The organism is Streptomyces sp. NPDC002232, assembly GCF_042890295.1.
Classification (GTDB): domain Bacteria; phylum Actinomycetota; class Actinomycetes; order Streptomycetales; family Streptomycetaceae; genus Streptomyces.
Genome location: NZ_JBIARV010000002.1, coordinates 1,109,669 through 1,131,302, shown reverse-complemented (window position 1 = coordinate 1,131,302; position 21,634 = coordinate 1,109,669). Strand labels below are relative to the sequence as shown.

The 21,634-nt window shown below is 73.6% G+C and carries 16 protein-coding genes and 3 tRNA genes; 13 read left to right on the top strand and 6 right to left on the bottom strand.

Features of this window, described 5'->3' with window-relative positions:
- Positions 1-42: 42 nt before the first annotated feature.
- The 4 genes from ACFYXU_RS11830 to ACFYXU_RS11815 all read left to right on the top strand — a co-directional run bounded on the left by ACFYXU_RS11830 (position 43) and on the right by ACFYXU_RS11815 (position 3,781).
- Complete coding sequence (locus ACFYXU_RS11830; RefSeq protein ID WP_389407118.1) at positions 43-1,584, top strand: alkaline phosphatase family protein; 1,542 nt, start codon at positions 43-45, stop codon at positions 1,582-1,584.
- 78 nt (positions 1,585-1,662) lie between these two features.
- Positions 1,663-2,442 (top strand): HAD-IIA family hydrolase, encoded by a 780-nt coding sequence (locus ACFYXU_RS11825; RefSeq protein WP_329851004.1) that lies wholly within the window; start codon positions 1,663-1,665, stop codon positions 2,440-2,442.
- A 74-nt stretch (positions 2,443-2,516) separates the two neighbouring features.
- On the top strand, positions 2,517-3,113 hold the full coding sequence (locus tag ACFYXU_RS11820; protein ID WP_389407119.1) for a hypothetical protein: 597 nt from the start codon (positions 2,517-2,519) through the stop codon (positions 3,111-3,113).
- A complete protein-coding gene (locus ACFYXU_RS11815; protein WP_389407120.1) occupies positions 3,110-3,781 on the top strand; it encodes a class F sortase in 672 nt (223 codons plus the stop codon). Before ACFYXU_RS11820 ends, ACFYXU_RS11815 begins: the two co-directional genes overlap by 4 nt.
- A gap of 292 nt (positions 3,782-4,073) precedes the next feature.
- Here the strand turns inward: ACFYXU_RS11815 and ACFYXU_RS11810 are convergent.
- Positions 4,074-4,147: transfer RNA gene (locus tag ACFYXU_RS11810), tRNA-Lys, on the bottom strand.
- A gap of 183 nt (positions 4,148-4,330) precedes the next feature.
- Between ACFYXU_RS11810 and ACFYXU_RS11805 the strand changes: the two genes are divergently transcribed.
- The 6 genes from ACFYXU_RS11805 (at position 4,331) to ACFYXU_RS11780 (ending at position 12,912) form a co-directional block, all read left to right on the top strand.
- Positions 4,331-5,743, top strand: coding sequence for a peptidoglycan-binding protein (locus ACFYXU_RS11805; RefSeq protein ID WP_389457477.1), 1,413 nt, complete (start codon positions 4,331-4,333; stop codon positions 5,741-5,743).
- Positions 5,744-5,768: 25 nt separating this feature from the next.
- Positions 5,769-7,946, top strand: coding sequence for an SPFH domain-containing protein (locus tag ACFYXU_RS11800; protein ID WP_389457475.1), 2,178 nt, complete (start codon positions 5,769-5,771; stop codon positions 7,944-7,946).
- 129 nt (positions 7,947-8,075) lie between these two features.
- Positions 8,076-8,669, top strand: a complete 594-nt coding sequence (locus ACFYXU_RS11795; RefSeq protein WP_361393445.1) for a lytic polysaccharide monooxygenase — start codon at positions 8,076-8,078, stop codon at positions 8,667-8,669.
- Between the two features lie 53 nt (positions 8,670-8,722).
- Positions 8,723-10,384 carry an AMP-binding protein gene (locus ACFYXU_RS11790; RefSeq protein WP_389407122.1) on the top strand — a complete coding sequence of 554 codons (1,662 nt, stop codon included), beginning with the start codon at positions 8,723-8,725 and terminating at the stop codon, positions 10,382-10,384.
- A 627-nt stretch (positions 10,385-11,011) separates the two neighbouring features.
- Positions 11,012-12,319, top strand: a complete 1,308-nt coding sequence (locus ACFYXU_RS11785) for a sensor domain-containing protein (RefSeq protein ID WP_389457473.1) — start codon at positions 11,012-11,014, stop codon at positions 12,317-12,319.
- Positions 12,250-12,912 carry a response regulator transcription factor gene (locus tag ACFYXU_RS11780; RefSeq protein ID WP_329850992.1) on the top strand — a complete coding sequence of 221 codons (663 nt, stop codon included), beginning with the start codon at positions 12,250-12,252 and terminating at the stop codon, positions 12,910-12,912. Before ACFYXU_RS11785 ends, ACFYXU_RS11780 begins: the two co-directional genes overlap by 70 nt.
- Before the next feature lie 43 nt (positions 12,913-12,955).
- Here the strand turns inward: ACFYXU_RS11780 and ACFYXU_RS11775 are convergent.
- Together ACFYXU_RS11775 and ACFYXU_RS11770 are read right to left on the bottom strand one after the other, a co-directional pair.
- Positions 12,956-13,029: transfer RNA gene (locus ACFYXU_RS11775), tRNA-Lys, on the bottom strand.
- A gap of 105 nt (positions 13,030-13,134) precedes the next feature.
- Positions 13,135-13,893 carry an IclR family transcriptional regulator C-terminal domain-containing protein gene (locus ACFYXU_RS11770; RefSeq protein WP_361393448.1) on the bottom strand — a complete coding sequence of 253 codons (759 nt, stop codon included), beginning with the start codon at positions 13,891-13,893 and terminating at the stop codon, positions 13,135-13,137.
- Positions 13,894-14,220: 327 nt separating this feature from the next.
- Between ACFYXU_RS11770 and ACFYXU_RS11765 the strand changes: the two genes are divergently transcribed.
- Both ACFYXU_RS11765 and ACFYXU_RS11760 read left to right on the top strand, forming a co-directional pair.
- Positions 14,221-15,306 carry an LLM class flavin-dependent oxidoreductase gene (locus ACFYXU_RS11765; RefSeq protein WP_376508036.1) on the top strand — a complete coding sequence of 362 codons (1,086 nt, stop codon included), beginning with the start codon at positions 14,221-14,223 and terminating at the stop codon, positions 15,304-15,306.
- A gap of 246 nt (positions 15,307-15,552) precedes the next feature.
- Positions 15,553-17,253 carry a glycosyl hydrolase family 18 protein gene (locus tag ACFYXU_RS11760; protein WP_389457471.1) on the top strand — a complete coding sequence of 567 codons (1,701 nt, stop codon included), beginning with the start codon at positions 15,553-15,555 and terminating at the stop codon, positions 17,251-17,253.
- 99 nt (positions 17,254-17,352) lie between these two features.
- Here the strand turns inward: ACFYXU_RS11760 and ACFYXU_RS11755 are convergent, their stop codons facing one another.
- Positions 17,353-19,239, bottom strand: coding sequence for a putative bifunctional diguanylate cyclase/phosphodiesterase (locus tag ACFYXU_RS11755; RefSeq protein ID WP_389457469.1), 1,887 nt, complete (start codon positions 19,237-19,239; stop codon positions 17,353-17,355).
- Positions 19,240-19,563: 324 nt separating this feature from the next.
- Here ACFYXU_RS11755 and ACFYXU_RS11750 point away from each other — a divergent pair, with 324 nt between their 5' ends.
- Positions 19,564-20,844, top strand: a complete 1,281-nt coding sequence (locus tag ACFYXU_RS11750) for a M6 family metalloprotease domain-containing protein (RefSeq protein WP_376508038.1) — start codon at positions 19,564-19,566, stop codon at positions 20,842-20,844.
- 70 nt (positions 20,845-20,914) lie between these two features.
- On the opposite strand, the gene ACFYXU_RS11745 is transcribed toward ACFYXU_RS11750, so the two are convergent.
- Positions 20,915-20,988, bottom strand: a tRNA-Lys gene (locus ACFYXU_RS11745).
- On the bottom strand, positions 20,979-21,608 hold the full coding sequence (locus tag ACFYXU_RS11740; protein ID WP_329850985.1) for a hypothetical protein: 630 nt from the start codon (positions 21,606-21,608) through the stop codon (positions 20,979-20,981). Before ACFYXU_RS11740 ends, ACFYXU_RS11745 begins: the two co-directional genes overlap by 10 nt.
- Between the last annotated feature and the right edge of the window lie 26 nt (positions 21,609-21,634).

Sequence of the window (21,634 nt, the reverse complement as noted above, 5' to 3'; positions counted from 1 at the left end):
CACGTCCCGACCCCTTCCACGGACTCCACGGAGGACTCCGACATGCCGCTCCACGGCATCTCCCGCCGCACCGTGCTCGCCGCCGCCGGTGCCACCGCGGCCGCCGCCGCCACCGGACTCGCCACCGCCCCCGGCGCCCGGGCAGCCGGCACCGCCCCGACGCTCCCGAACGGCACCAGCAAGGACAAGGTGCTCGTCGTCGGCATGGACGGCCTGCGCCACGACCGGATCGACGCGGCCCAGGCACCCACCCTCAAGTCCCTGATGGCGAACGGCACCTACGGCCGCTCCCTGCTCTACGCGAGCCCGATGGCCGCGACCTCCTCCGGCCCCGGCTGGTCCACGATCTCCACCGGCGTCTGGCCCGACAAGCACGGCGTGAAGGACAACACCTTCACCGGCAAGAACTACGGCCAGTACCCCGGCTTCCTCGCCCGCCTGCACCAGGTCCGCCCCGAGCTGTCGCTCTTCGCCGCCGTCGACTGGCCCGAGCTCGACACCCACGGCACGGTCACCCCCGGTGCCGACGCCAAGCTCGTCTACGACAACGACTACGCGGTCAACGACAAGGTGATCACCGACATCACCGAGGACGTCCTGCGCCACCAGAACCCCGACGTCCTCTTCGTCTACTTCGGCGAGACCGACGAGATCGGCCACAACAACGGCGCCGCCAGCCCCAAGTACCTCGACGCCATCGACGTCCAGGACGGCTACCTCGGCCGGCTCCTCGCCGCGATCCAGGCCCGACCGGCCTACGCCACCGAGCGCTGGACGGTCATCGTCGCCACCGACCACGGCCACACCGACGCCGGCGGCCACGGCGGCTCCAGCATCGAGGAGCGGCGGACCTTCGTCCTCGCCCAGGGCCCCGGCATCGCCGCCGGCGCCCGCCCCCTCGACACCCGGCTCGTCGACGTCGCCGCCACCGTCTTCCGGCAGCTCGGCATCGTGCCGGACCCGTCCTGGGGCCTCGACGGCAAGCCGGTCCAGGACCGCTCCACCGACCCCTTCGACACCCTCCAGTCCGCCCTGACCGGCCGCGTCGACGAGACCGGCATCCCCGCCGGGATCCTCGGCTTCACGCACACCCCGCCCAGCGGGTGGTCCGTCGTCAACAACGCCATGGGCACCGGCGGCATGACCGAGTGGCGCGGCTGGGCCTTCGCCACCGACGAGTTCTGGTCCCGCACCCAGCGCGACCAGTCCCGCGAGCTCAACGTCCGCGCCCGGGGCGTCTTCGCCGTCGCCGACTCCGACGAGTGGGCCGACAAGTCCTTCTCCGGCACGTACGACTCGACGCTGGTCACGCCCGCGCACGCGGTCTCCGGCGCGTCCTCCGTGAGGCTCGACTTCACGACCCTCTACCGCCAGGAGGGCAGCCAGATCGCCCAGATCCTCGCGAGCTTCAACGGCGGCACCCCCACGCTCGTCCGGAGCTACACCGCCGACGTCCTCTCCCAGCCCCAGTCCGTCACCGTCGCCGTCCCGGCGGGCGCCTCCAGCGTGAGCTTCCGCTTCCGCTACACCGGCTCCAACAACTGGTACTGGACGATCGACGGGGTCAAGATCAGCGCATCCTGACTACCCTGGGGGCGTCGCCACAGCGCTGTCGCGGCGCCCCCAGCACACCGCACCTTGTACGGCAGGAGTCCCGCACCCATGGCAGAGCGCAAGCCGATCGAATCCTGGCTGACCGACATGGACGGCGTCCTCATCCACGAGGGCGTGCCGATCCCCGGCGCCGACGCGTTCATCAAGAAGCTGCGGGAGACCGGGAAGCCCTTCCTGGTCCTCACCAACAACTCGATCTACACGGCCCGCGACCTGCACGCCCGCCTCCGCCGCATGGGCCTCGACGTGCCCGTCGAGAACATCTGGACCTCGGCCCTCGCCACCGCCAAGTTCCTCGACGACCAGCGCCCGGGCGGCACCGCGTACGTCATCGGCGAAGCCGGCCTCACCACCGCCCTGCACGACATCGGCTACGTCCTCACCGACCACGAGCCGGACTACGTGGTGCTCGGCGAGACCCGTACGTACTCCTTCGAGGCGATGACCAAGGCCGTCCGCCTCATCAACGGCGGCGCCCGGTTCATCTGCACCAACCCCGACGAGACCGGCCCGTCCCTGGAGGGCCCGCTCCCCGCCACCGGCTCCGTCGCCGCCCTCATCACGAAGGCCACCGGCAAGGAGCCGTACTTCGCGGGCAAGCCGAACCCGCTCATGATGCGCACCGGCCTCAACGCGATCGGAGCCCACTCCGAGTCCAGCGCGATGATCGGCGACCGGATGGACACCGACATCCTGGCCGGTCTGGAGGCGGGCATGCAGACCTTCCTGGTCCTGACCGGGCTGACCTCGCAGGCGGAGATCGACCGCTTCCCGTTCCGCCCGTCGAAGATCGTCGACTCGATCGCGGACATCGTCGACCGCGTCTGACGGACCCGCCCGCCGCCCCCTGCGGATGCGAGAAGCGCCGATCCGGGTGACCCTGCCAGTATCAGGAGGTCACGATGCGTTCAGGTCCCATTGCTCTCCGTGCCGCAGGGGCGGCCCTGGTGCTCGTCCTGGCACCGGCGGCCGGCGGCGCGTACGCCCACGACGGGGTGAAGGCCACCGTCACCCCGTCCACCGCCGCGCCGGGCGCCGACGTCGACGTCCGCGTCCAGGGCTGCCAGGGCACGACCGGCGCCGCCACGTCCGCGGCGTTCGTCGCCGACGCGGAGCTGACCGGCCGGGACGGCGGGGGCAGCCCGCTCTTCGGCGACACCATGATCCGCTCCGGCCTCGAAGCCGGCGCCTACCCGGTCACCGTGGTCTGCGACGGCCACGACCACCGGAACGCCGGCACCGTGCGGGTCGGGCGCCACGAGGAGCCCAGCCACCGGCCGACGCACCCGCCGACCCCGGTCGCCCCGGTCCGCGCCGGCGGGGGAGGCGCCGCGGCCTTCGCCGCGCCCGCGGCCCCCGGCGTCGCCCAGACCACCTCCGAGAGCGGCCTCGGCACCCCGTACACGCTGCTCGGGCTCGGCATGGCGGCCGTCGCCGCCGTCGCGGTCGCCTTCCGCAGCTCGCGCCGCCGCACGGGCACCGGCGGCGACGGCGAGTGACCGTGCCGTCCGGCACCCGCCCGGCGGGCGCCGGGCGACTCGTCACCGGCGTGACCTGGGCGCTCCTGCTCTCCGGCCTCTGGCTCTGGGGCCGCGAGGCCACCGACGGACCCGGCGGCAGTTCCGCCCCCACCACCGGCGACATCGCCGCGGTCGGCCGCCCGCCCGGCGTCGAGCTGCCCCCGGCGCGCGCCCCGCTGTCGCCCGTCGAACCCCGCCGCGTCGACATCCCCTCCCTCGGCATCAGCGCGCCCGTCGTGGCGCGCGGCCTGGACGACACGGGCGCCGTCGATCCGCCGCCCTACGCGATGCCGCACACGGTCGGCTGGTTCGGTTCCGGCACCCGCCCGGGTGCGGCCGGCGCCGCCCTCCTCGTCGGACACGTCGACACCGAGACCCGCCCCGCCGTCTTCTACGGACTGAGCGCGGCCCGCCCCGGGGCGAAGGTCCGCGTCACCCGGACGGACGGATCGGTCGCCGAGTTCACCGTCGACGACGTCCAGGTCCACCCGCGCGAGGGCTTCGACGCGGCCCGGGTCTACGGAGCCCGCGACCCCCACCGCGCCGAGCTGCGCCTGATCACCTGCGGCGGCACCTTCGACCGGGCGGCGGGGACGTACACGGCGAACGTGGTGGTCTCGGCGTACCTGACGGGGACGGGCGCCTGAGCCCTCGGGCTCCGCCAGGGCGCCCAGGGGGGACGACCCGGACCCGGACCCGGCCGGCGGGGCGCGTCCCGGCCGCCGCCGGCCGGGCCGGTCCTCGACCGCGGGGCTCACGGGCCGCGGGAGGAGCCCGGTGCCGCCGCGGGAGGTCGAGGTTCCGCACACTGTAGGGGCCGGGACCCCGCCCGGCCCAGGAAACGGCGGTAACCGGCCCACCACGCACGGTGGTTGGCGCGGAAGCTCCGGAGAAAGACCAAGACCCCCTCACCATCGGTGAGGGGGTCTTGACTCTGCGTGCGCCGCCAGGGACTCGAACCCCGGACCCGCTGATTAAGAGTCAGCTGCTCTAACCAACTGAGCTAGCGGCGCCTGCTGACAGAGAGAACTCTACCTGACGCGAAGCCGTGCTCGTGACCGATACCGGTCGCCTCCGGCCTGTCGGATGGTCGTATGAGGCCTTCGATCCGTCAAAATGCGATTTGTCCGGACAGTTGAGACACTGACGCCCATCACAAGGGTCAAAAGATCTTGACGAGTGTGGAGGGGATGCGCATGAGCGTGCCGGTCTTCGAGGAGTTCGAACCCGCGGCCGACTGCGGCTGCCCGGGATGCGCCCGGCAGCGGCGCGATCTCGCCCTGGGCCTGCCCGTCCGGCAGGGCGGCCACCCGGCGGCCCACGGCGCCCGCCGCGCGCTGGTCCTGGTGACGGCGGCGGGAGTGGTCCTCGGCGGGGGCGGGGCCGGAGCGGCGACGGCCCTCACCGGCCCGGCGGGCCCGGTGGACGCGGCGCCGGCGGACGCGGCGGGCGGGGCCTATGTGGTGGATGGAGCTGATGGGGTGGACGGGGCCGGTGGGGTAGACACCCCCTGGCCCGGGCCCGAGACGCCGCAGGGCGGGCGGGGGCCGCTGCACGGCGCGCCGGGCCCCGGCGCGGACCCGGCCCCGAACACCGTCCCGACGACCGGTCAGGTCGCGCCCGGGACGCTGCGGCAGACCACCCGGGCGGAGATCATCAACCGGGCCAAGCAGTGGGTCTCCGCCCAGGTCCCGTACTCGATGGAGAAGTACTGGTCGGACGGCTACCGCCAGGACTGCTCCGGCTTCATCTCCATGGCCTGGAACCTGCGCAGCAACGAGTGGACCGGCAGCCTCGACCGCTTCGCCGTCCGGATCGACCGCTCCGAACTCCAGCCCGGCGACATCCTGCTCTTCCACAACCCGGCCAACCCGACGCGGGGCTCCCACGTCACGATCTTCGGCGGCTGGACCGACTACACCCACACCTCCTACATCGCCTACGAGCAGACGAAGCCGCGCACGCGGAAGCAGGCGACGCCCATGGCGTACTGGGAGAACTCCGACCGGTACGTGCCCTACCGCTACCTGGCCGTGGTCAGCGGCGGCAGCACCGGCGGCGGGGCGCAGCCCACGGAGGCGACGCCGTTCCCCGGGGCGGGGAAGTTCGGCCCCGGGGCGGACAACGCGTACGTCACCCGGCTCGGGCAGCTCCTCGTCGAGCGCGGCGGCAAGAAGTACTACAGCCGGGGCCCCGGCCCGAAGTGGGGCGAGGCGGACCGCAGGGCGACCCAGGCCTTCCAGCTCGCGCAGGGCTGGAAGGGCAAGGAGGCGGACGGGCTGCCGGGCCCCGACACGTGGAAGCTCCTCATGACCCACGGGGGCAAGGACATCGGCGGTTCGAGTGGTTCGGGCGGTCCGAGCGCGCATGCGACGGGGTTTCCCGGGCGTGGCTCCTTCCGTCCGGGCCAATCCAACGCATATGTGGAGAAGCTGGGCGAACAACTGGTGAAGCGGGGCTTCGGCAAGCACTACCTGTCGGGACCCGGTCCGCGCTGGACGGAGGCGGACCGCCGCAACGTCGAGGCGTTCCAGCGGGCTCAGGGCTGGCGCGGCGCGGCCGCCGACGGCTACCCGGGCCCGGAGACCTGGCGGCGTTTGTTCCGATGACCCCGAGAGCATGAGGTGGACCCGAATGACGGCATCGACCCCGAACCCCGCGGACTCCGGAGCGGCGGCCTCGCGTGACGCGGCCCGCACGGCCCGACGTCTCACGGACGGCACCCTCCCGCGCACGTCCCCACCCGACCCGGACCAGCTCCGCGAGCGGACACCCGCACCGGCTCCGGAGCCGGGCCCGCCGGCCGGGCCGGAGGGGGCGCGGACGGCTCCCGTGTCCGCCGGACCGGGGCTCGTGGCGGCGGGTTCCGCGCCCGCGGCGGCGCCGGTGCGCCCGACGGGGCCGGGGGCGGTCGTCCCGGAGGCGGGTGTGCCGACGGCGCTCCCCGCGCGACCCGCGGCGGGGGTACCGGAACCCGCCCGGGCCCCGAGCGGCGAGGGGCCCGGGGGAGGGACGGCCGACGGGGCCGTCGAGGCCGTCGAGAAGCCGGCCGCGGAGACGGCCGGGCGTCCGACGGCGACGGCGGTCACGGAGGCGGCGGTCACTGATAGGGCGGTCACCGAGCCGGTCGGGCGTCCGGCCGCGACGGCGGTCGCCGGAGCGCCCGACGGAACGACCGACGCGAGCGCGGACGGGGCCGCCGAGGAGAAGGCCGACGAGCCCCTCGGCGGGACGGGCGGCCTGGACATGGCCAAGGCTGACGCGCCGAGCGTCGCCGGCGGTGGCGCCCCGGGCGTCGTCAGGGCCGACGCCCCGAAGCTTGCCAAGACCGACGCCCCGAAGCTCGCCACGTCCGACGCCCCGAGCCTCGCCAAGGCCGCCGCCCCCAAGGCCGCCACCCCCGAGCTCGCCAAGGCCGCAACCCCCGAGCTTGCCAAGACCGGCGCCGCGACATCCGGGAGGCCCCCCGCCGAGGCGACCCCCGCCCCCGCCCCGGCCCCCACCGCCCCCGCCTCGGCTTCCGCCGCTCCCGCCCTCGACTTCGAGCGCGTCAAGGGGGCGCGGGTCGGTGCCGTCGCGCTTCCCGTGGCCGCCGTGACGCGGGTCGCGCGCCGGCGGAACGTGATCGGTGCCGAGACCACCGGCTCCATCCCCGTGCACCTCCTCTTCCGCGACGAGCCGGAGACCGCCGTACCCGTCACCGGGGGCGACGACGGCGGCCCCGACACCATCTCCATGGACGCGCCCACCCCGTCGGGGACGGGCCGCAGGCCCGCCATCCCGGCCCCCTCCAAGGTCCAGGCCCCGGCGAAGCCGGAACCCGGGCCGCGCCCCGGGGCCGCGCCCGAGCGGCGGGCGAAGGACCGGCCCGAGAGCCGGTCCGCCTCCCGGCCCGCGCCCACCGCCGATCCCGATCTCGTCGAGCGGGCCGCGCCGGTGCTGCCCGGGTGGGTGGGCGTGGTCGGCGGGGCGCTGGCGGTCGCCGGGTGCGCGGCGGTCGTGTGGTGGGCCGGGGCGGTGCCCGCCGAGGCGGCGCGGATGCTGCGGCTGCCGACGCGTCCGTACCACGGCATTCATCTCGGACAGTGGGCCCTCCTGGCACTGGGCGTGGTGCTCGCCCTCTTCTCGCTGGGCGGTCTCGGCCGGGGCCGGGTCGGGTACGCCTGGGTGCTGACGCTGTACGGCGACTACCGGGGAACGGTCCGCCGTACGGGCCTGCTGTGGGTCAGCCCGCTGCTGCTCCGCCGCCGGGTGGACGTCCGGCTGCGGCACTGGCGCAGCGAGCCGCTGTCGGCGGTGGACGCGAAGGGCACCGCGCTGGACGTGACCGTCCTGGTGGTGTGGCGGGTGCGGGACACGGTCCGTGCCGCGCTCGGGGTCGACGGGCACGAGGACTACCTGCGGGAGCAGGTGGAGGCGGCGATGGCCCGGGTGCTGTCGCAGCTTCCGGCGGACGCGTTCCACGAGGACGCGCCGACGCTGCGGGACGCCGAGGCCGTCGGCGAGGCGCTGACGCGGATGCTGTCGGCGGAGTGCGCACCGGTCGGCGTGGACGTGTTCTCGGCGCAGCCGACGCGCATCGAGTACGCGCCGGAGGTGGCGGCGGCGATGCGCCGGCGCCGGATCGCGGCGATCGACGCGAAGCACCGGGACAGCGTTCTCACCTCGGTGGTGGACGCGGTGGACGACGTGGTCCACCGGCTGACCAGTCGTGGTCTGGTCGAGCTGGACGACTACGAGCGCAAGGCGCTGGTCAAGGACCTGACGGTGGCGTTCTACACGGGCAGGACGGGACCCGTGGAGGGTGCGTGAGGGGGGATGGACAGGTTCAACTTCCGTCCATACCTTGGTACTTGGTCCAGACCAAAGTGAAGTGAAGCAGTACCGTACGCGCGCGCACGGCCCACAAGGAACTCCCCCACGTTCTCCTGGAGCGACAGCATGCGCAAAAAGTCAGTCGGGTCGGCGGTGGTGGCGCTCGGCGTCGCCGGCGTCACCTTCCTGGGCACCGGCACCGCCGGCAGCCACGGCTACACCGACGCGCCGATCAGCCGTCAGAAGCTCTGCGCCAACGGCACCGTGAGCAACTGCGGATCCATCCAGTGGGAGCCGCAGTCGGTCGAGGGGCCGAAGGGCTTCCCGTCCGGCGGTCCCGCCGACGGGAAGATCTGCTCGGCGGGGCTCTCGCAGTTCTCGCAGCTCGACGACCCGAGAGGCGGCGCCTGGCCGGCGACGCAGCTCACGGCGGGGCAGAGCTACAGCTTCCGGTGGCAGTTCACCGCCCGGCACGCCACCACCGACTTCAAGTACTACATCACCAAGAACGGCTGGGACCCGAGTCAGAAGCTGACCCGGGCCTCGCTCGACCCCCAGCCGTTCCTCACCGTCCCCTACAACAACCAGCAGCCGCCGTCGACGCTCTCGCACTCCGGGACCGTCCCGGCGGGCAAGACGGGCCGGCACATCATCCTGGCGGTGTGGACGATCGCGGACACCGGGAACGCCTTCTACGCGTGCTCGGACGTCAAGTTCTGACGGTTCGACTCTGACCGTTCAGTTCTGACGAGCCGTCAGTTACAGTCCGGCCCATGAGGAGCGCGGACACCGTCGCGGAGCTCGTACGGCGCCAATGGGGCGACCACCGGACCGGCCTGAGGGACGAGCACCACACCCTCACCCACCACCAGGTCGCCGCGGGCGCCGCCGCGCGGGCCGCGCTGCTCGTGGACCTGATGCCACCCCTGCCGGGGGCCGAGCCGCACCTCGGCGTCCTGCTCGACAACACGCCGGAGTATCCGCTCTGGCTCAGCGCGGCGGCCCTCGCGGGGGCCGCCGTCGCCGGGATCAACCCCACCCGGCGCGGCGCCGAACTCGCCCGGGACATCCGGCACACCGCCTGCCGGGTCCTCGTCACCCAGCGCGCCCACCTGCCGCTGCTCGACGGGCTCGCGCTGCCGGGCCTGCGGATCCTGGTCACCGACACCGAGGCGTACCGGGAGCTCCTCGCCCCCTACGCGGACGCCCGTCCCGGGGAGGCGCGGCTCGGACCCGTGCGTCCCGACAGCCGCTTCCTGCTCTCCTTCACCTCCGGCTCCACCGGCGCGCCGAAGGCGGCGCTGTGCAGCCAGGGGCGGCTCGCGGCCGCCGGTGCCTCGCTCGTCTCCCACTTCTCCGTCGGCCCGGACGACGTCCACTACGTCTGCATGCCGATGTTCCACGGCAACGCCGTGATCGCCGACTGGGCGCCCGCGCTCGCCGCCGGGGCCGGGGTGGCGCTGCGGGCCCGCTTCTCCGCCTCCCGCTTCCTCCCGGACGTCCGGCGCTTCGGCGCGACCTACTTCACATACGTGGGCAGGGCGGTGCAGTACCTCCTGGCCACCCCGCCCGGCGCCGACGACCGCGCGCACCCGCTGCGGCTCGGCTTCGGGACGGAGGCGGGCGCGGTGGACGCGGCCCGCTTCCGGGAACGCTTCGGGGTCCCGCTCGTGGAGGGGTACGGCTCCTCCGAGGGCGGCGCGGCGATCCAGCGGACCCCGGACACGCCGACGGGCGCGATCGGGAGGGCGGCGCCGGGCGACGACCTGGCGGTCGTCTCGTCCGAGACGGGCGCCGTGTGCCCGCCGGCCCGCTTCGCGCCCGGCGGACGCCTCCTCAACGCCGACGAGGCGGTCGGCGAGCTCGTCAACCGGGGCCGCTCGCCCTTCGAGGGCTACTGGCGCAACCCGGAGGCGGAGGCCGCGCGGCTGCGCGACGGCTGGTACTGGACGGGCGACCTCTTCTACCGGGACGCGGCCGGCTTCCTGTACTTCGCGGGCCGCACGGACGACCGGCTGCGGGTCGACAGCGAGAACCTGGCCGCGGCGATGATCGAGAACATCCTGGCGCGCTGGGACCGGGTGGCGGGCGTCGCGGTCTACGCGATACCCGACCCGGCGGCGGGGGACCAGGTGATGGCGGCGCTGGCGCTGCGGGAGGGGGAGACGTTCGACCCGGCGGCCTTCGCGGGCTTCCTCGCCGCCCAGCGCGACCTGGGGACGAAGATGCCGCCGCGGTTCGTACGGGTGACGCGGGAGCTGCCCCTCACGGCCACGAACAAGATCCACCGGGTGGCGCTGCGGCGCGAGTCGTTCCTCTGCGGGGACCCGGTGTGGTGGCGCCGGACACCGGGGGGCCCGTACGAAGCCCTGACGCCGGAGTCCACGACGAGCCTCCTGAGGGAGTACGCGACACACGCCCGGGACGTCCGCTAGCGCGACCTTCTCCACCCGGACCCGCACCACGTGCGCCACCCGGGCCCCGCGGCACTTGCCCGCCGACGCCCGCACCCGCTGCCCGCCCGCACCCGCTGCCCGCCCGGACCCGCTGCCCGCCCGGACCGGCTGCCCGCCCGCGCCCGCTTCGCGCGGGGCCCCCGCCCTCGCCCGCCCGTGCCCCACGCCTGGGCGGACCCGCGCTTTCGGCCGGGCCTTCGCCCCGCCCCCGTGTGGGCAATCGTCCCGCTGGGGCGGGACGGGTGGGCACACGGGACGGCGCCCTTCGCGGCGCCTCCGCGTCCTGCGCCCTGACCCGCACCGCCCAGTGACCGCACCCTCCCGGTGCGGGTCCAGGCACAGCAGCCTCTGGCGCCGGCAGGGCGCGGGTCCGTTGTGCCCACCCGTTCCGCCCCTTGCGGAACGCCTGCCCACAACGGGCCGGGCGCGGGCCCGCAACGGGCCGGGCGCGGGCCCACAACGGAGGGCGCGGGCCCGCAACGGGCCGGCGGGGGCGCCGCCCCGGCGGGGCGCGGTCCGCGCCGGACAAGGTAGGGCCCGCCCCACCCCCCGCACGCCCAGCAGCGCCATGGTTCGTCGGCGGCCCGCGGCCTAGCGTGGGGCCCCATGGACCCCCGTACCCCCTGGCAAGCCCTCACCCGACCCCGGTTCGCGTTCGGGCCCTGGCCGTGGCGGGCCGTGGGGTACCTCGGGTCCGGGGGGCTCGCCGGGGCCGCCGTCGGGGCCGTGCTGCTGGTGCTCGGGGTGTTCTCGCTGTTCCTCGTCGGGCTGCCGCTGCTCCTGTTCGCCGGGATCGCCGTCGGGCACGCGGAGCGCCTCCGGCTGAGGATCGCCGACCTCGACCCCGTCCCCGACCCGCACCGCGTCCCCGCAGCGCCCGGCCTGGCCGCCTGGCTCCGGACCCGGACCGCGGAGCAGGCCACCTGGCGGGAGCTCGCGTACGCGCTGCTGCTCGGCACCGTCCTGTGGCCGCTGGACCTCCTCGCGCTCGCCGTGGGCGTCGGCCTCCCGGCCGCGCTGCTCAGCGCCCCCTTCCGGCTGGCGGCGGACGGGCACGAGACGAAGGTCGTCAAGGCGTATCTGGTCACCTCGTATCCGGAGGCGCTCGGCGCCGCGCTCCTGGGCGCCGTCCTGCTCGTGGCCCTCGCCTATCCGCTGGCCGCCGTCGCCGGTGCCCGCGCCGCCCTCGCGCGGGCCCTGCTCACCCCCCGGGAGAGCGAGCGGCGGGACGGCATCGGCGAGGTGATCGCCTCCCGCGCCCGGCTCGTCGACGCCTTCGAGGCCGAGCGGCGCCGCATCGAGCGCGACCTCCACGACGGGGCCCAGCAGCGGCTGGTGGCCCTCACCATGACCCTGGGCCTGGCCCGGCTGGACGCCCCGCCGGGCGGTGCGCTCGCCGCGCAGCTGGCGAAGGCCCACGCGGAGGCCGGGCAGGTCCTGACGGAGCTGCGCGAGCTGATCCACGGCATCCACCCCCAGGTCCTCGCCGACTACGGTCTGGGCCCGGCGCTCGCCGACGCCGCCGACCGCTCCGCCGTCCCCGTGGACACGGACACCGCCGGGACGCCCCGGCTGCCCCGCGCGGTGGAGAGCGCCGCGTACTTCGCGGGCTGCGAGGCCCTCGCCAACGTCGGCAGGCACAGCGGCGCGCGCCGGGCGCGGGTCACGGCCCGGCACGCGGACGGCGTCCTCCGGCTGGACGTGGAGGACGACGGGCGCGGCGGCGCCGACCCGTCCCGGGGCTCCGGCCTTACCGGACTCGCGGACCGGATCGCGGTCCTCGATGGCACACTGACGATCATGAGCCCGCCGGGCGGGCCGACCCTCCTGCGAGTGGAGATCCCTTGTCCCGCACTGTCCGAAAGCTCCGTGTCGTCCTCGCCGAGGACAGCGTCCTCCTCCGGGAGGGGCTGATCGGGCTCCTGGCGCGTTTCGGCCACGAGGTCGTCGCCGCGGTCGGTGACGCCGAGGAGCTGCGCGAGGCGGTCGCCGCCCATGAGCCGGACATCGTGGTGACCGACGTCAGGATGCCGCCCGGCTTCCAGGACGAGGGGCTGCGGGCGGCGGTCGCGCTCCGCGCCGAGCGGCCCGCCCTGCCGGTCCTGGTGCTCAGCCAGTACGTGCAGCGCAGCTACGCCGCGGACCTCCTGGACGCGGGGGACGGCACCGGCGTCGGCTATCTCCTCAAGGACCGGGTCGGGCAGGTGGAGGAGTTCGCGGACGCCCTGGCCCGGGTCGCGGACGGCGGCACGGTCGTCGACCCGGAGGTCGTGCGGCAGCTGCTGCGCCGGCACCGGGACCCGCTGGAGGCGCTGACCCCGCGCGAGCGCGAGGTCCTGGGCCTGGTCGCGGAGGGCCGCTCGAACGGGGCGATCGCCCGCCGGCTCGTCGTGACCGAGGCCGCCGTGGGCAAGCACATCGGCAACATCCTGGCGAAGCTGGACCTGCCTCCGGCGGGGGACACCCATCGCCGGGTCCTGGCCGTCCTGACCTACCTGCGGGCATGACGAGAAAGCCCCCTCACCGAAGTGAGGGGGCTCTCCCCGTCTGTGCGCCGCCAGGGACTCGAACCCCGGACCCGCTGATTAAGAGTCAGCTGCTCTAACCAACTGAGCTAGCGGCGCCTGCTGACAGAGAAAATACTACCTGGTCCCGGGGGGTGCTTCCGACCACCCCGCGGGCCTGGGCCCGTCCGCCGTCTCCGTCGCGAGGGACAGGGTCTCCGGGGCTCAGATCGCCAGCGACAGCACCACCGGTGCCGCGTTCCGGTTGAGCGTGTCGGCCGCCGCGCGCAGCCGGTGGGCGTGCTCGATCGGCAGGGAGAGCGCGAGGCAGCCCACGGCCGAGCCCGCCGTCAGCGGGACGGCCGCGCAGACCGTGCCCACCGCGTACTCCTGGAGGTCGAGCACGGGGACGGTCGCCGGCTGGCTGTCGAGCGTGGAGAAGAGGACCCGCTCGCTGGTGATCGTCCGGGACGTCAGCCGGGCGATCTTGTGGCGCGAGAGGTGGTCCCGGCGGCCGTTCTGGTCGAGCTGGGTGAGCAGGCACTTGCCGACCGCGCTGGCGTGCGCCGCCGAGCGGAAGTCGACCCACTCGTTGACCCTGGGCGTGAGCGGGCCGTCGGCGAACTGCGTGATCTTCACCTCGCCGTCGATGTACCGGCTGATGTAGACCGCGGCGCCGACGGAGTCGCGGAGCTCGGTCAGGGTCTCCTGGAGCTTGGCCTCCAGGGCCTCGCGGCGGGTCAGGCCGGAGCCGAGGAGCACGAGCGAGTCCCCGATCACGTACGCGCCGTCGGCGACCTGCTCGACGTACCCCTCGCGGCGCAGCATGAGGAGCAGGGAGGTCAGGTGGGCGACGGGCAGGCCGGTCTCGCGGGCGATCTGGACGTCCGTCACTCCGCCGCCGTGCCGTGAGACCGTCTCGAGGACGCGAAGGGCGTACTGCACCGAGTGGAACGGCGCGGTGGGCTCGGGCTTCAGCGCCACGGTTTCCCCCTACCAGGTTGTGACCGCAAGCTTTCGTACCACGATAGCCGCCAAGGACCCTTTACGGGGCGGCTGTTGGCGAGAATGATGCGGAGGGCCGGTGCCCTGGGCTGGGGCGCGCCACTCTGGCATATGCCCACGTCATGACTGATGCGCAGAGTCTCAGGTCAGGGGCGTGCGCCGGGGTGCGGGGCATCAGTGTTCGGCCACCCTCCGAGGGGCGAAATCCGCGCCACACGCCCGGAGCGGAATAAGCGGAGGATCCCTCCTGTTCTTCCTGCGAAGTATCCGGATGCATTCGCACGTGTGCCGAGGAGGGTCCCGAAGGTGACCGACGCTATTCGAGGAGAGGTGCGGGGGACCGCGCCCGTACCGCTGTCCGTCCTGGACCTGGTGACCGTCGGCAGCGGGCGGACCGCGTCCCAGGCGCTCGCCACCAGCGTCGAGCTCAGCCGGCTCGCCGAGCGGCGCGGCTTCCACCGGCACTGGGTGGCCGAGCACCACTCCATGCCCGGGGTCGCCTCCTCCTCGCCGGCCGTGATCCTCGCCCACCTCGCCGCCCACACCCGCCGCATCCGGCTCGGCTCGGGCGGCGTCATGCTGCCCAATCACGCGCCGCTCGTCGTCGCCGAGCAGTTCGGCACCCTGGAGGCGCTCGCCCCGGGCCGGATCGACCTCGGCCTCGGCCGCGCGCCCGGTACCGACGGCGCGACGGCCGCCGCCCTGCGCCGCAGCGACACGCTCCACGAGGGCGCGGACGACTTCCCCGAGCAGCTCGCCGAGCTGACCCGCTTCCTGGACGACGACTTCCCGGACGGGCACCGGTACGCCAGGATCCACGCCGTGCCGGGGCCGGTCCAGGGCCCGGAGGGGCGCCCGCCGATCTGGCTGCTCGGCTCCTCCGGCTTCAGCGCCCGCCTCGCGGGACTGCTCGGGCTGCCCTTCGCCTTCGCCCATCACTTCTCGGCCAGGAACACGATCCCGGCCCTCGACCTCTACCGGGACTCCTTCCGCCCTTCCGGGGTCCTCGACGCCCCCTACGCGATGATCGGCGTCTCGGCCTTCGCCGCCGAGGAGGCCGCGCAGGCCCGCCGCCAGGTCCTCGCGGGCGCGCTCGCCATGCTGCGGCTGCGCACCGGGCGCCCCGGTCTGGTTCCGACGCCGGAGGAGGCGGAGGCGTACGGATTCAGCCCCGCCGAGCGGGAGTTCGTGGACGGCTGGCTCGCGAACGTCGTGTACGGCTCCCCGGACGAGGTCCGGACCGGTCTGGACGACCTGCGGAAGCGGACGGGCGCGGACGAGCTGATGATCACGGCCAACGGCCACGGCGGCCCGGAGCGGGTGCGGAGCTACGAGCTGATCGCCGACGCGTACGACCTCCCGGAGCTCCCGGAGCACCTGCCGGAGGCGTGAACCGCGAGATTTCGGAGGCCGGTTGGTTCACTCCCGAACGAACCACCGTCTCGCCCTAAGTGAACCTTAAACCGCTCGTCACCGATGGTGGCGGGCGGTTCCGTTTTGTGCTGTGCGGCTCTGACGAGGTCTTTCTCCGCCGAATTGGTCTAGTCCTCAATCTGGTTCAGACCATTGACGCGCTGTTCATGCGGCGGATATCACTGCTCCAACTCCCGTACCGCCACCCCCTCCCGGAGGCAGCACGTGCACCCCCGTAAGCCTTTGATCGCCGCGCTTCTCAGCACGGCCCTCGCCGGCGGCGCCCTCGCCGCGACCGTCGGCCTCGGCTCCGCCCAGGCCGCCTCCACGTCGACCACCGCCTCTGCGGGCAACGTGCGCATCGCGTACTACGACCAGTGGAGCGTCTACGGCAACGCGTTCTACCCCAAGCACCTCGACACCCGGGGCATCGCGGGCCAGCTGGACGTCATCAACTACTCGTTCGGCAACATCCACCCGACGAACCTCACCTGTTTCGAGGCGAACAAGGCCGCGGGTGACGACAACAACCCCAACGCGGGTGACGGCGCGGGCGACTCGTACGCCGACTACCAGAAGTCCTTCAGCGCGGCCGACAGCGTCAGCGGTGTCGCCGACAAGTGGGACCAGCCGATCGTGGGCGTCTTCAACCAGTTCAAGCAGCTGAAGGCGAAGTACCCCAACCTCAAGATCAACATCTCGATCGGCGGCTGGACGTACTCGAAGTTCTTCAGCGACGCGGCCAAGACCGACGCCTCCCGCAAGAAGCTCGTGTCCTCCTGCATCGACCAGTACATCAAGGGCAACCTGCCGGTCGAGGGCGGCTTCGGCGGCGCGGGCTCGGCGGCCGGGATCTTCGACGGCATCGACATCGACTGGGAGTACCCCGGCTCGGACGGCGGCCACCTCGGCAACCACTACGCCCCCGAGGACAAGCAGAACTTCACGCTGCTCCTGGCCGAGTTCCGCAAGCAGCTCGACGAGTACGGCACCGCCAACGGCGGCAAGAAGTACCTCCTGACCGCGGCGCTCCCGGCCGGCCAGGACAAGATCAAGTACATCGAGACGAACAAGATCGGCGCGTACCTCGACTACGCGAACATCATGACGTACGACATGCACGGCGCCTGGGACGGCGACGGGCCGACGTACCACCAGTCGCCGCTGTACTCGGGCACGAACGACCCGACCGACGTCATCAAGCCGGGCACCGAGAAGTACAGCGTCGACGCCGCCATCGACTCCTGGATCGACGGCAACCCCACCTACGGCATCACCGGCGGCTTCCCCGCCAACAAGCTGACGCTGGGCTACGAGTTCTACTACCGCGGCTGGAAGGGCGTCCCCGCCGGGACCACCAACGGCCTCGCGCAGACCGCGACCGGCGGCTCCAACGTCCGCCCGCTGAGCCAGCAGGCCGGCATCGCGCACTACAAGGAGCTCGGCGGCATCGTCGACAACCCGTCGACCACCTTCTGGGACGACCAGGCCAAGTCCTCGTACTTCTACAAGGACGGCGAGTTCTTCACCGGCCTGAACCAGAAGTCCATCCAGGCCCGCGTCGACTACGGCAAGCAGCGCGGACTGGCCGGCGCGATGATGTACTCCCTGCTCGGCCTGGACGACAACGCCACCCTGCTGAAGCAGATCAACACCGCGCTCGGCGGCACCACCACCCCGCCCACCACGACGCCGCCGACCACCCCGCCGACGACGCCGCCGACCACCCCGCCCACCACGCCGCCGACGACCCCGCCCACCACGGGCTGCGGCTCGGTCCCGGCGTACGTGGCCGGCACGGTCTACAACGCGGGCAACCAGGTTTCCGCCAACGGCCACAAGTGGAAGGCCAAGTGGTGGACGCAGAACGAGGCCCCCGGCACCACCGGCGAGTGGGGCGTCTGGCAGGACCTCGGCGCCTGCTGACCCTCCCCGCCGCATGACCACTGCCCCCGCCCGGAATGTCCCTCCGGCCGGGGGCAGTTCCATGCCCAGGACGCCCACGCACCGCGCGCCGCGCCCGTGTCACACCGGCAGCGGCTCCGTGCCGATCAGTTCGGCGATCCGGTCCGGCGCCACCGCCCGGGAGTACAGCCAGCCCTGCCCGGTGTCGCAGCCGATCCGGCGCAGCCGGCTGGCCTGCCCGGCCGTCTCGACGCACTCGGCGGTCACGGTGAGACCCAGCCGGTGCGCGAGGTGCACGAGCGCCTCCACGATCAGCTCGTCCGCCGGGTTGGCGTGCTCCTCGTCCTGGAAGCCCCGGACGAAGGAACCGTCCAGCTTGAGCACGGAGACCGGCAGCCGGCTCAGATAGGCGAGGTTCGAGTATCCGGTGCCGAAGTCGTCGATCGCGATCCGTACGCCCATGTCGCTCAGCGCCTGGAGCGCCTGGAGGGGCCGGCCGTTCGAGCCCATCACGGCGGACTCGGTCAGCTCCAGCTGGAGCAGGTGCGGCGCCAGCCCGGTCTCGGCGAGGATCCCGGCCACGTCCGCGACCAGGTCGGAGTCCCAGACCTGGCGGACCGCCACGTTGACGCTCACGAAGATCGGACGCTCGCGCGGATGGTCCTTCTGCCACTGCCGGGCCTGCCGGCAGGCGGTGTTCAGCACCCAGCGGCCCAGCTCGACGATGGAGCCGTCCTCCTCGGCGATCCCGATGAACCGATTCGGCGCGAGCGAGCCGAACTGCGGGTGGTTCCAGCGCACCAGCGCCTCCACGCCGCGCACCGCCCCGTCGGCCAGATCCACGAGCGGCTGGTACTCCAGGGCGAACTCCCCGCGCTCCACTGCGGGCCGCAGGGTCGAGGAGAGCGACTGCCGGGTCATCCGGTGGGCGTTGCGCTCGGGGTCGAAGAGCGTCCAGCGGGCCTTGCCGTCGGCCTTGGCCCAGTACAGCGTGGTGTCGGCGGCCTGCATGAGGGCGGTCGCCGTCGTCCCGTGCCCCGCGCGCTCGACCACGCCGATCGAGGCGGAGACCGTGACCCGCTGGCCGCCCAGGTCGAAGGGGCGCTGGAAGGCGTCGAGCACCGCGCGGGCCAGGTCGGCCAGTTGTTCCGTGCCGGTGGAGTCCTCGACGAGGATCGCGAACTCGTCGCCGCCGAGCCGCGCCACGAGGTGACCGCCGTTGCGGGTGTAGCCGTCGCTGTCCGCGCACTCCGTCAGGCGGGTGGCGGCGGCGGCGAGCAGCCGGTCGCCGACCCGGTGGCCGAGGGTGTCGTTGACCGCCTTGAAGCCGTCGAGGTCCAGGTAGCAGAGACCGATCCGCCCTGTTCTGCCATGGCCGTAGGACTCGTACGACTCGTATGACTCGGGCGGCTCGGGTGACGGGCCCGCCGGTCCGGCGCCCGCGGCGACGTCCTGGGCCGCGCCCTCCAGGGCGCAGGAGAGGCGCTCGAAGAACAGCGCGCGGTTGGGCAGCCGGGTCACCGGGTCGTGCATCTGGAGGTGGCGCAGCCGGGCCTGGAGCTCGCGCCGGTCGCTGATGTCGGCGAGGGAGAGCAGCACGCGCCGGCTGCCGGGCACGGGGGCGACCGTGACCTCGGCCCACAGGGAGTGTCCGTCGGCCTGCTTGAGGCGGCGGGTGCAGCGGAAGCGGGAGCGGCGGCCGCCGAGCACCTCGCGGTAGGCGTGCCAGGTGCGTCCGTCCGAGGCGAGGTCGACCAGGTCGGCCGCGGCCTGCTCGCGGAGCGACGAGGGGTCGGTGCCGAGGAGGGCGCCGAAGGAGTCGTTGGCGGCGACGACGACGCCGTCCTCGTCGACGACGGCCATGGCGAGCTGGGAGACCCGGAAGGCGGCGCGGTAGTCGCGGAGCTCGGCCGCCCGTCGCGCGAGGTGACGCTCCGTGAGTGCGGGCTCGGCCGCGTGTGTCGCCGTCGGCTCTGGGTGAACCGGTCCTTCGGGGGTTCCGCTCACCGCTCGCTCCCGTGTGCAGTCGGGCCGGTCACATGTGGTCGGGACGGTCGGCCGAGGAAGAGTGAGCCGATCATAGAGCCAGCCGGGGGAGCGTTCCAGCTCCCGGGCGTCCGGGAAGCGGTCCGGGGGCCGTCCGGGTGCCCGTCCGGGCGAGGCGCCCGATCGTTTCTGCGCAGGTCTGACACGGCCCGTCGGGTCCCTGACCGAATGTGACTTTCCGTGAGCTGAAGTGCGCTCGTGTCGCGTCGACCCCGTGGCGTGCCCTCACCCGACCGGGGCAGCGGAAACATGCGAAACACCGCGAACCGTCACAAGGTGGGTGAGGTGTCCCGCATTCCCGATCCGGAGGTCCACGTGAGGGCTCAGCAGCCACCCGGGGGAGTGGAACGCCCACGGCTGCGTGCCGGTGCGGCGGCCTTCACCTCGCTCGCCGCCCTGGCCGCCACCGGGCTCGTCGCGGGTCCCGCCGTCGGCGCGACCTCGGCGAGTCCCTGCGTCCTGCCCCGTACCGCCGCGCACCACTCGCTCGGCCTCGACACCTGGAACGGCTCCTATCCGCGACCGAACCAGACCCTCGACGCAGTGATGGTCTTCCTGTCCTTCCCGGACTCGGAGCCGCTGACCACGCCGGCCGAACTCGCGGCCGACCACTTCCCCGCGACCAGCGCGTTCTTCGACCGCGCCTCCTACGGGCGGTTCAGCCTGCGCCCGCACCCCAGGAACGTCTGGACCCCGATGCCGCACGATTCCAGCTCGTACGGCATAAGGCGGGACTGGGACGCGGGGAAGCGGGCCGCCTACCTCCGGGACGCGATCGCCGCCGCCGACAAGGACGTCGACTTCTCCCGGTACGACATCGTCTACCTGGTCGCCGACCCGGACGCGCCCGGCGTGGACTCCGACGCGACGAAGGTCGTCAACCTGGACCGCCCGCTGGAGGCCGACGGCACCGAGATCAAGCGGGTCGTGACCGTCTTCGAGCGGCACCCGCCGGACCGCAACGTCCTCGCCCACGAGACCGGCCACGTCTTCGACCTGCCCGACCTCTACCGCCGCCCGATGGACGGCAAGGGCGACTGGGACACCCATGTGGGCGACTGGGACGTCATGGGAAGTCAGTTCGGGCTCGCCCCGGACCTCTTCGGCTGGCAGAAGTGGAAGCTCGGCTGGCTCTCCCGGGCCCAGGTGACCTGCGTCCAGGGCTCCGGCCCCCGGCTCGTCAGCCTGGAGCCGACGGACGCCCCGCCCCCGGTCGGCGGCACCCTCGGCACCCGGCTGGCCGTCGTCCGCACCGGACCCGACAGCGTCCTGGCGATCGAGGCCCGCAGCACGTCCGGGAGCGACGCCGACACCTGCACCGAGGGCGTGCTCGTCTACCGGGTCCGCAACGACGCGGCGTCCGGGGAGGGTCCGGTCGAGGTCGTGGACGCGCACCCGGACACCGAGGCGTGTGCGGAGCGCTCGGTCTACCCGCCGCTCGCGGACGCCCCCGTCGAGGAGGGCGAGACGCTGACCGTGCCCGGGTCGGGCGTCCGGGTGGAGGTCACGGACCGCTCACCGGCGGGCGTCTGGACCGTGAAGATCACCCCGCCGGGCCGACAGTGACTGACGCACGGCAGTGACCGGACGTACGAAGAAGGCCCCCTCACCGGAGTGAGGGGGCCTTCCCTGTCTGTGCGCCGCCAGGGACTCGAACCCCGGACCCGCTGATTAAGAGTCAGCTGCTCTAACCAACTGAGCTAGCGGCGCCTGCTGACGTCGTAGACATTAGCACCCGGAACGGCGGGAGGAAAAATCGATACGCGCACGTCGGCGGCGGAGGCCGCCCGGACGGCCCGCACGCAGGCCCAGAGCACGACCTCGGGCCCGGGCAGCCACGGATGCCGGGTGTCCGGGGCCACCAGCCAGCGGGGCCCGGCGGAGCCGGACGGCACGAGCGGCGGCACGGTCACCGCGTCCCCGCGGCCGTGACACAGCGGCCGGGGGACCGAGTCCCCCCACTCCTCCCAGTCCAGCAGCGCCGGCAGCCGCTGGGCCGTCCCCGGCGCGGCGAAGAGCATCATCCGGCCCCGGTGCACCGCCACCGGCCCCGAGCCCGGGCCCTCCTCCCACAGCCGGTCCAGCATCCGGCGCCCGAAGACCGGGTCCACGTTGACGACGTCGAAGACCGTCCCGCAGGGCAGCGCCGCCGCGGTGGCCGGCCGGGACTCCCAGCGGGTGAGCGCGGCGCCCGCGCGGCCCCCGGCGGCCGAGGCGAGCCAGGCGGCCCCGTCGGCGGTCACCCGGGCCGTCTGGTGGCGTCCCTCGTCGCCCTCCCGGAGGAACCGGAAGATGTCGTGCGGGGTCTCGTCGCGCAGCCAGGTCGTCATGGATCCAGATGTACCGGGAGTGACGA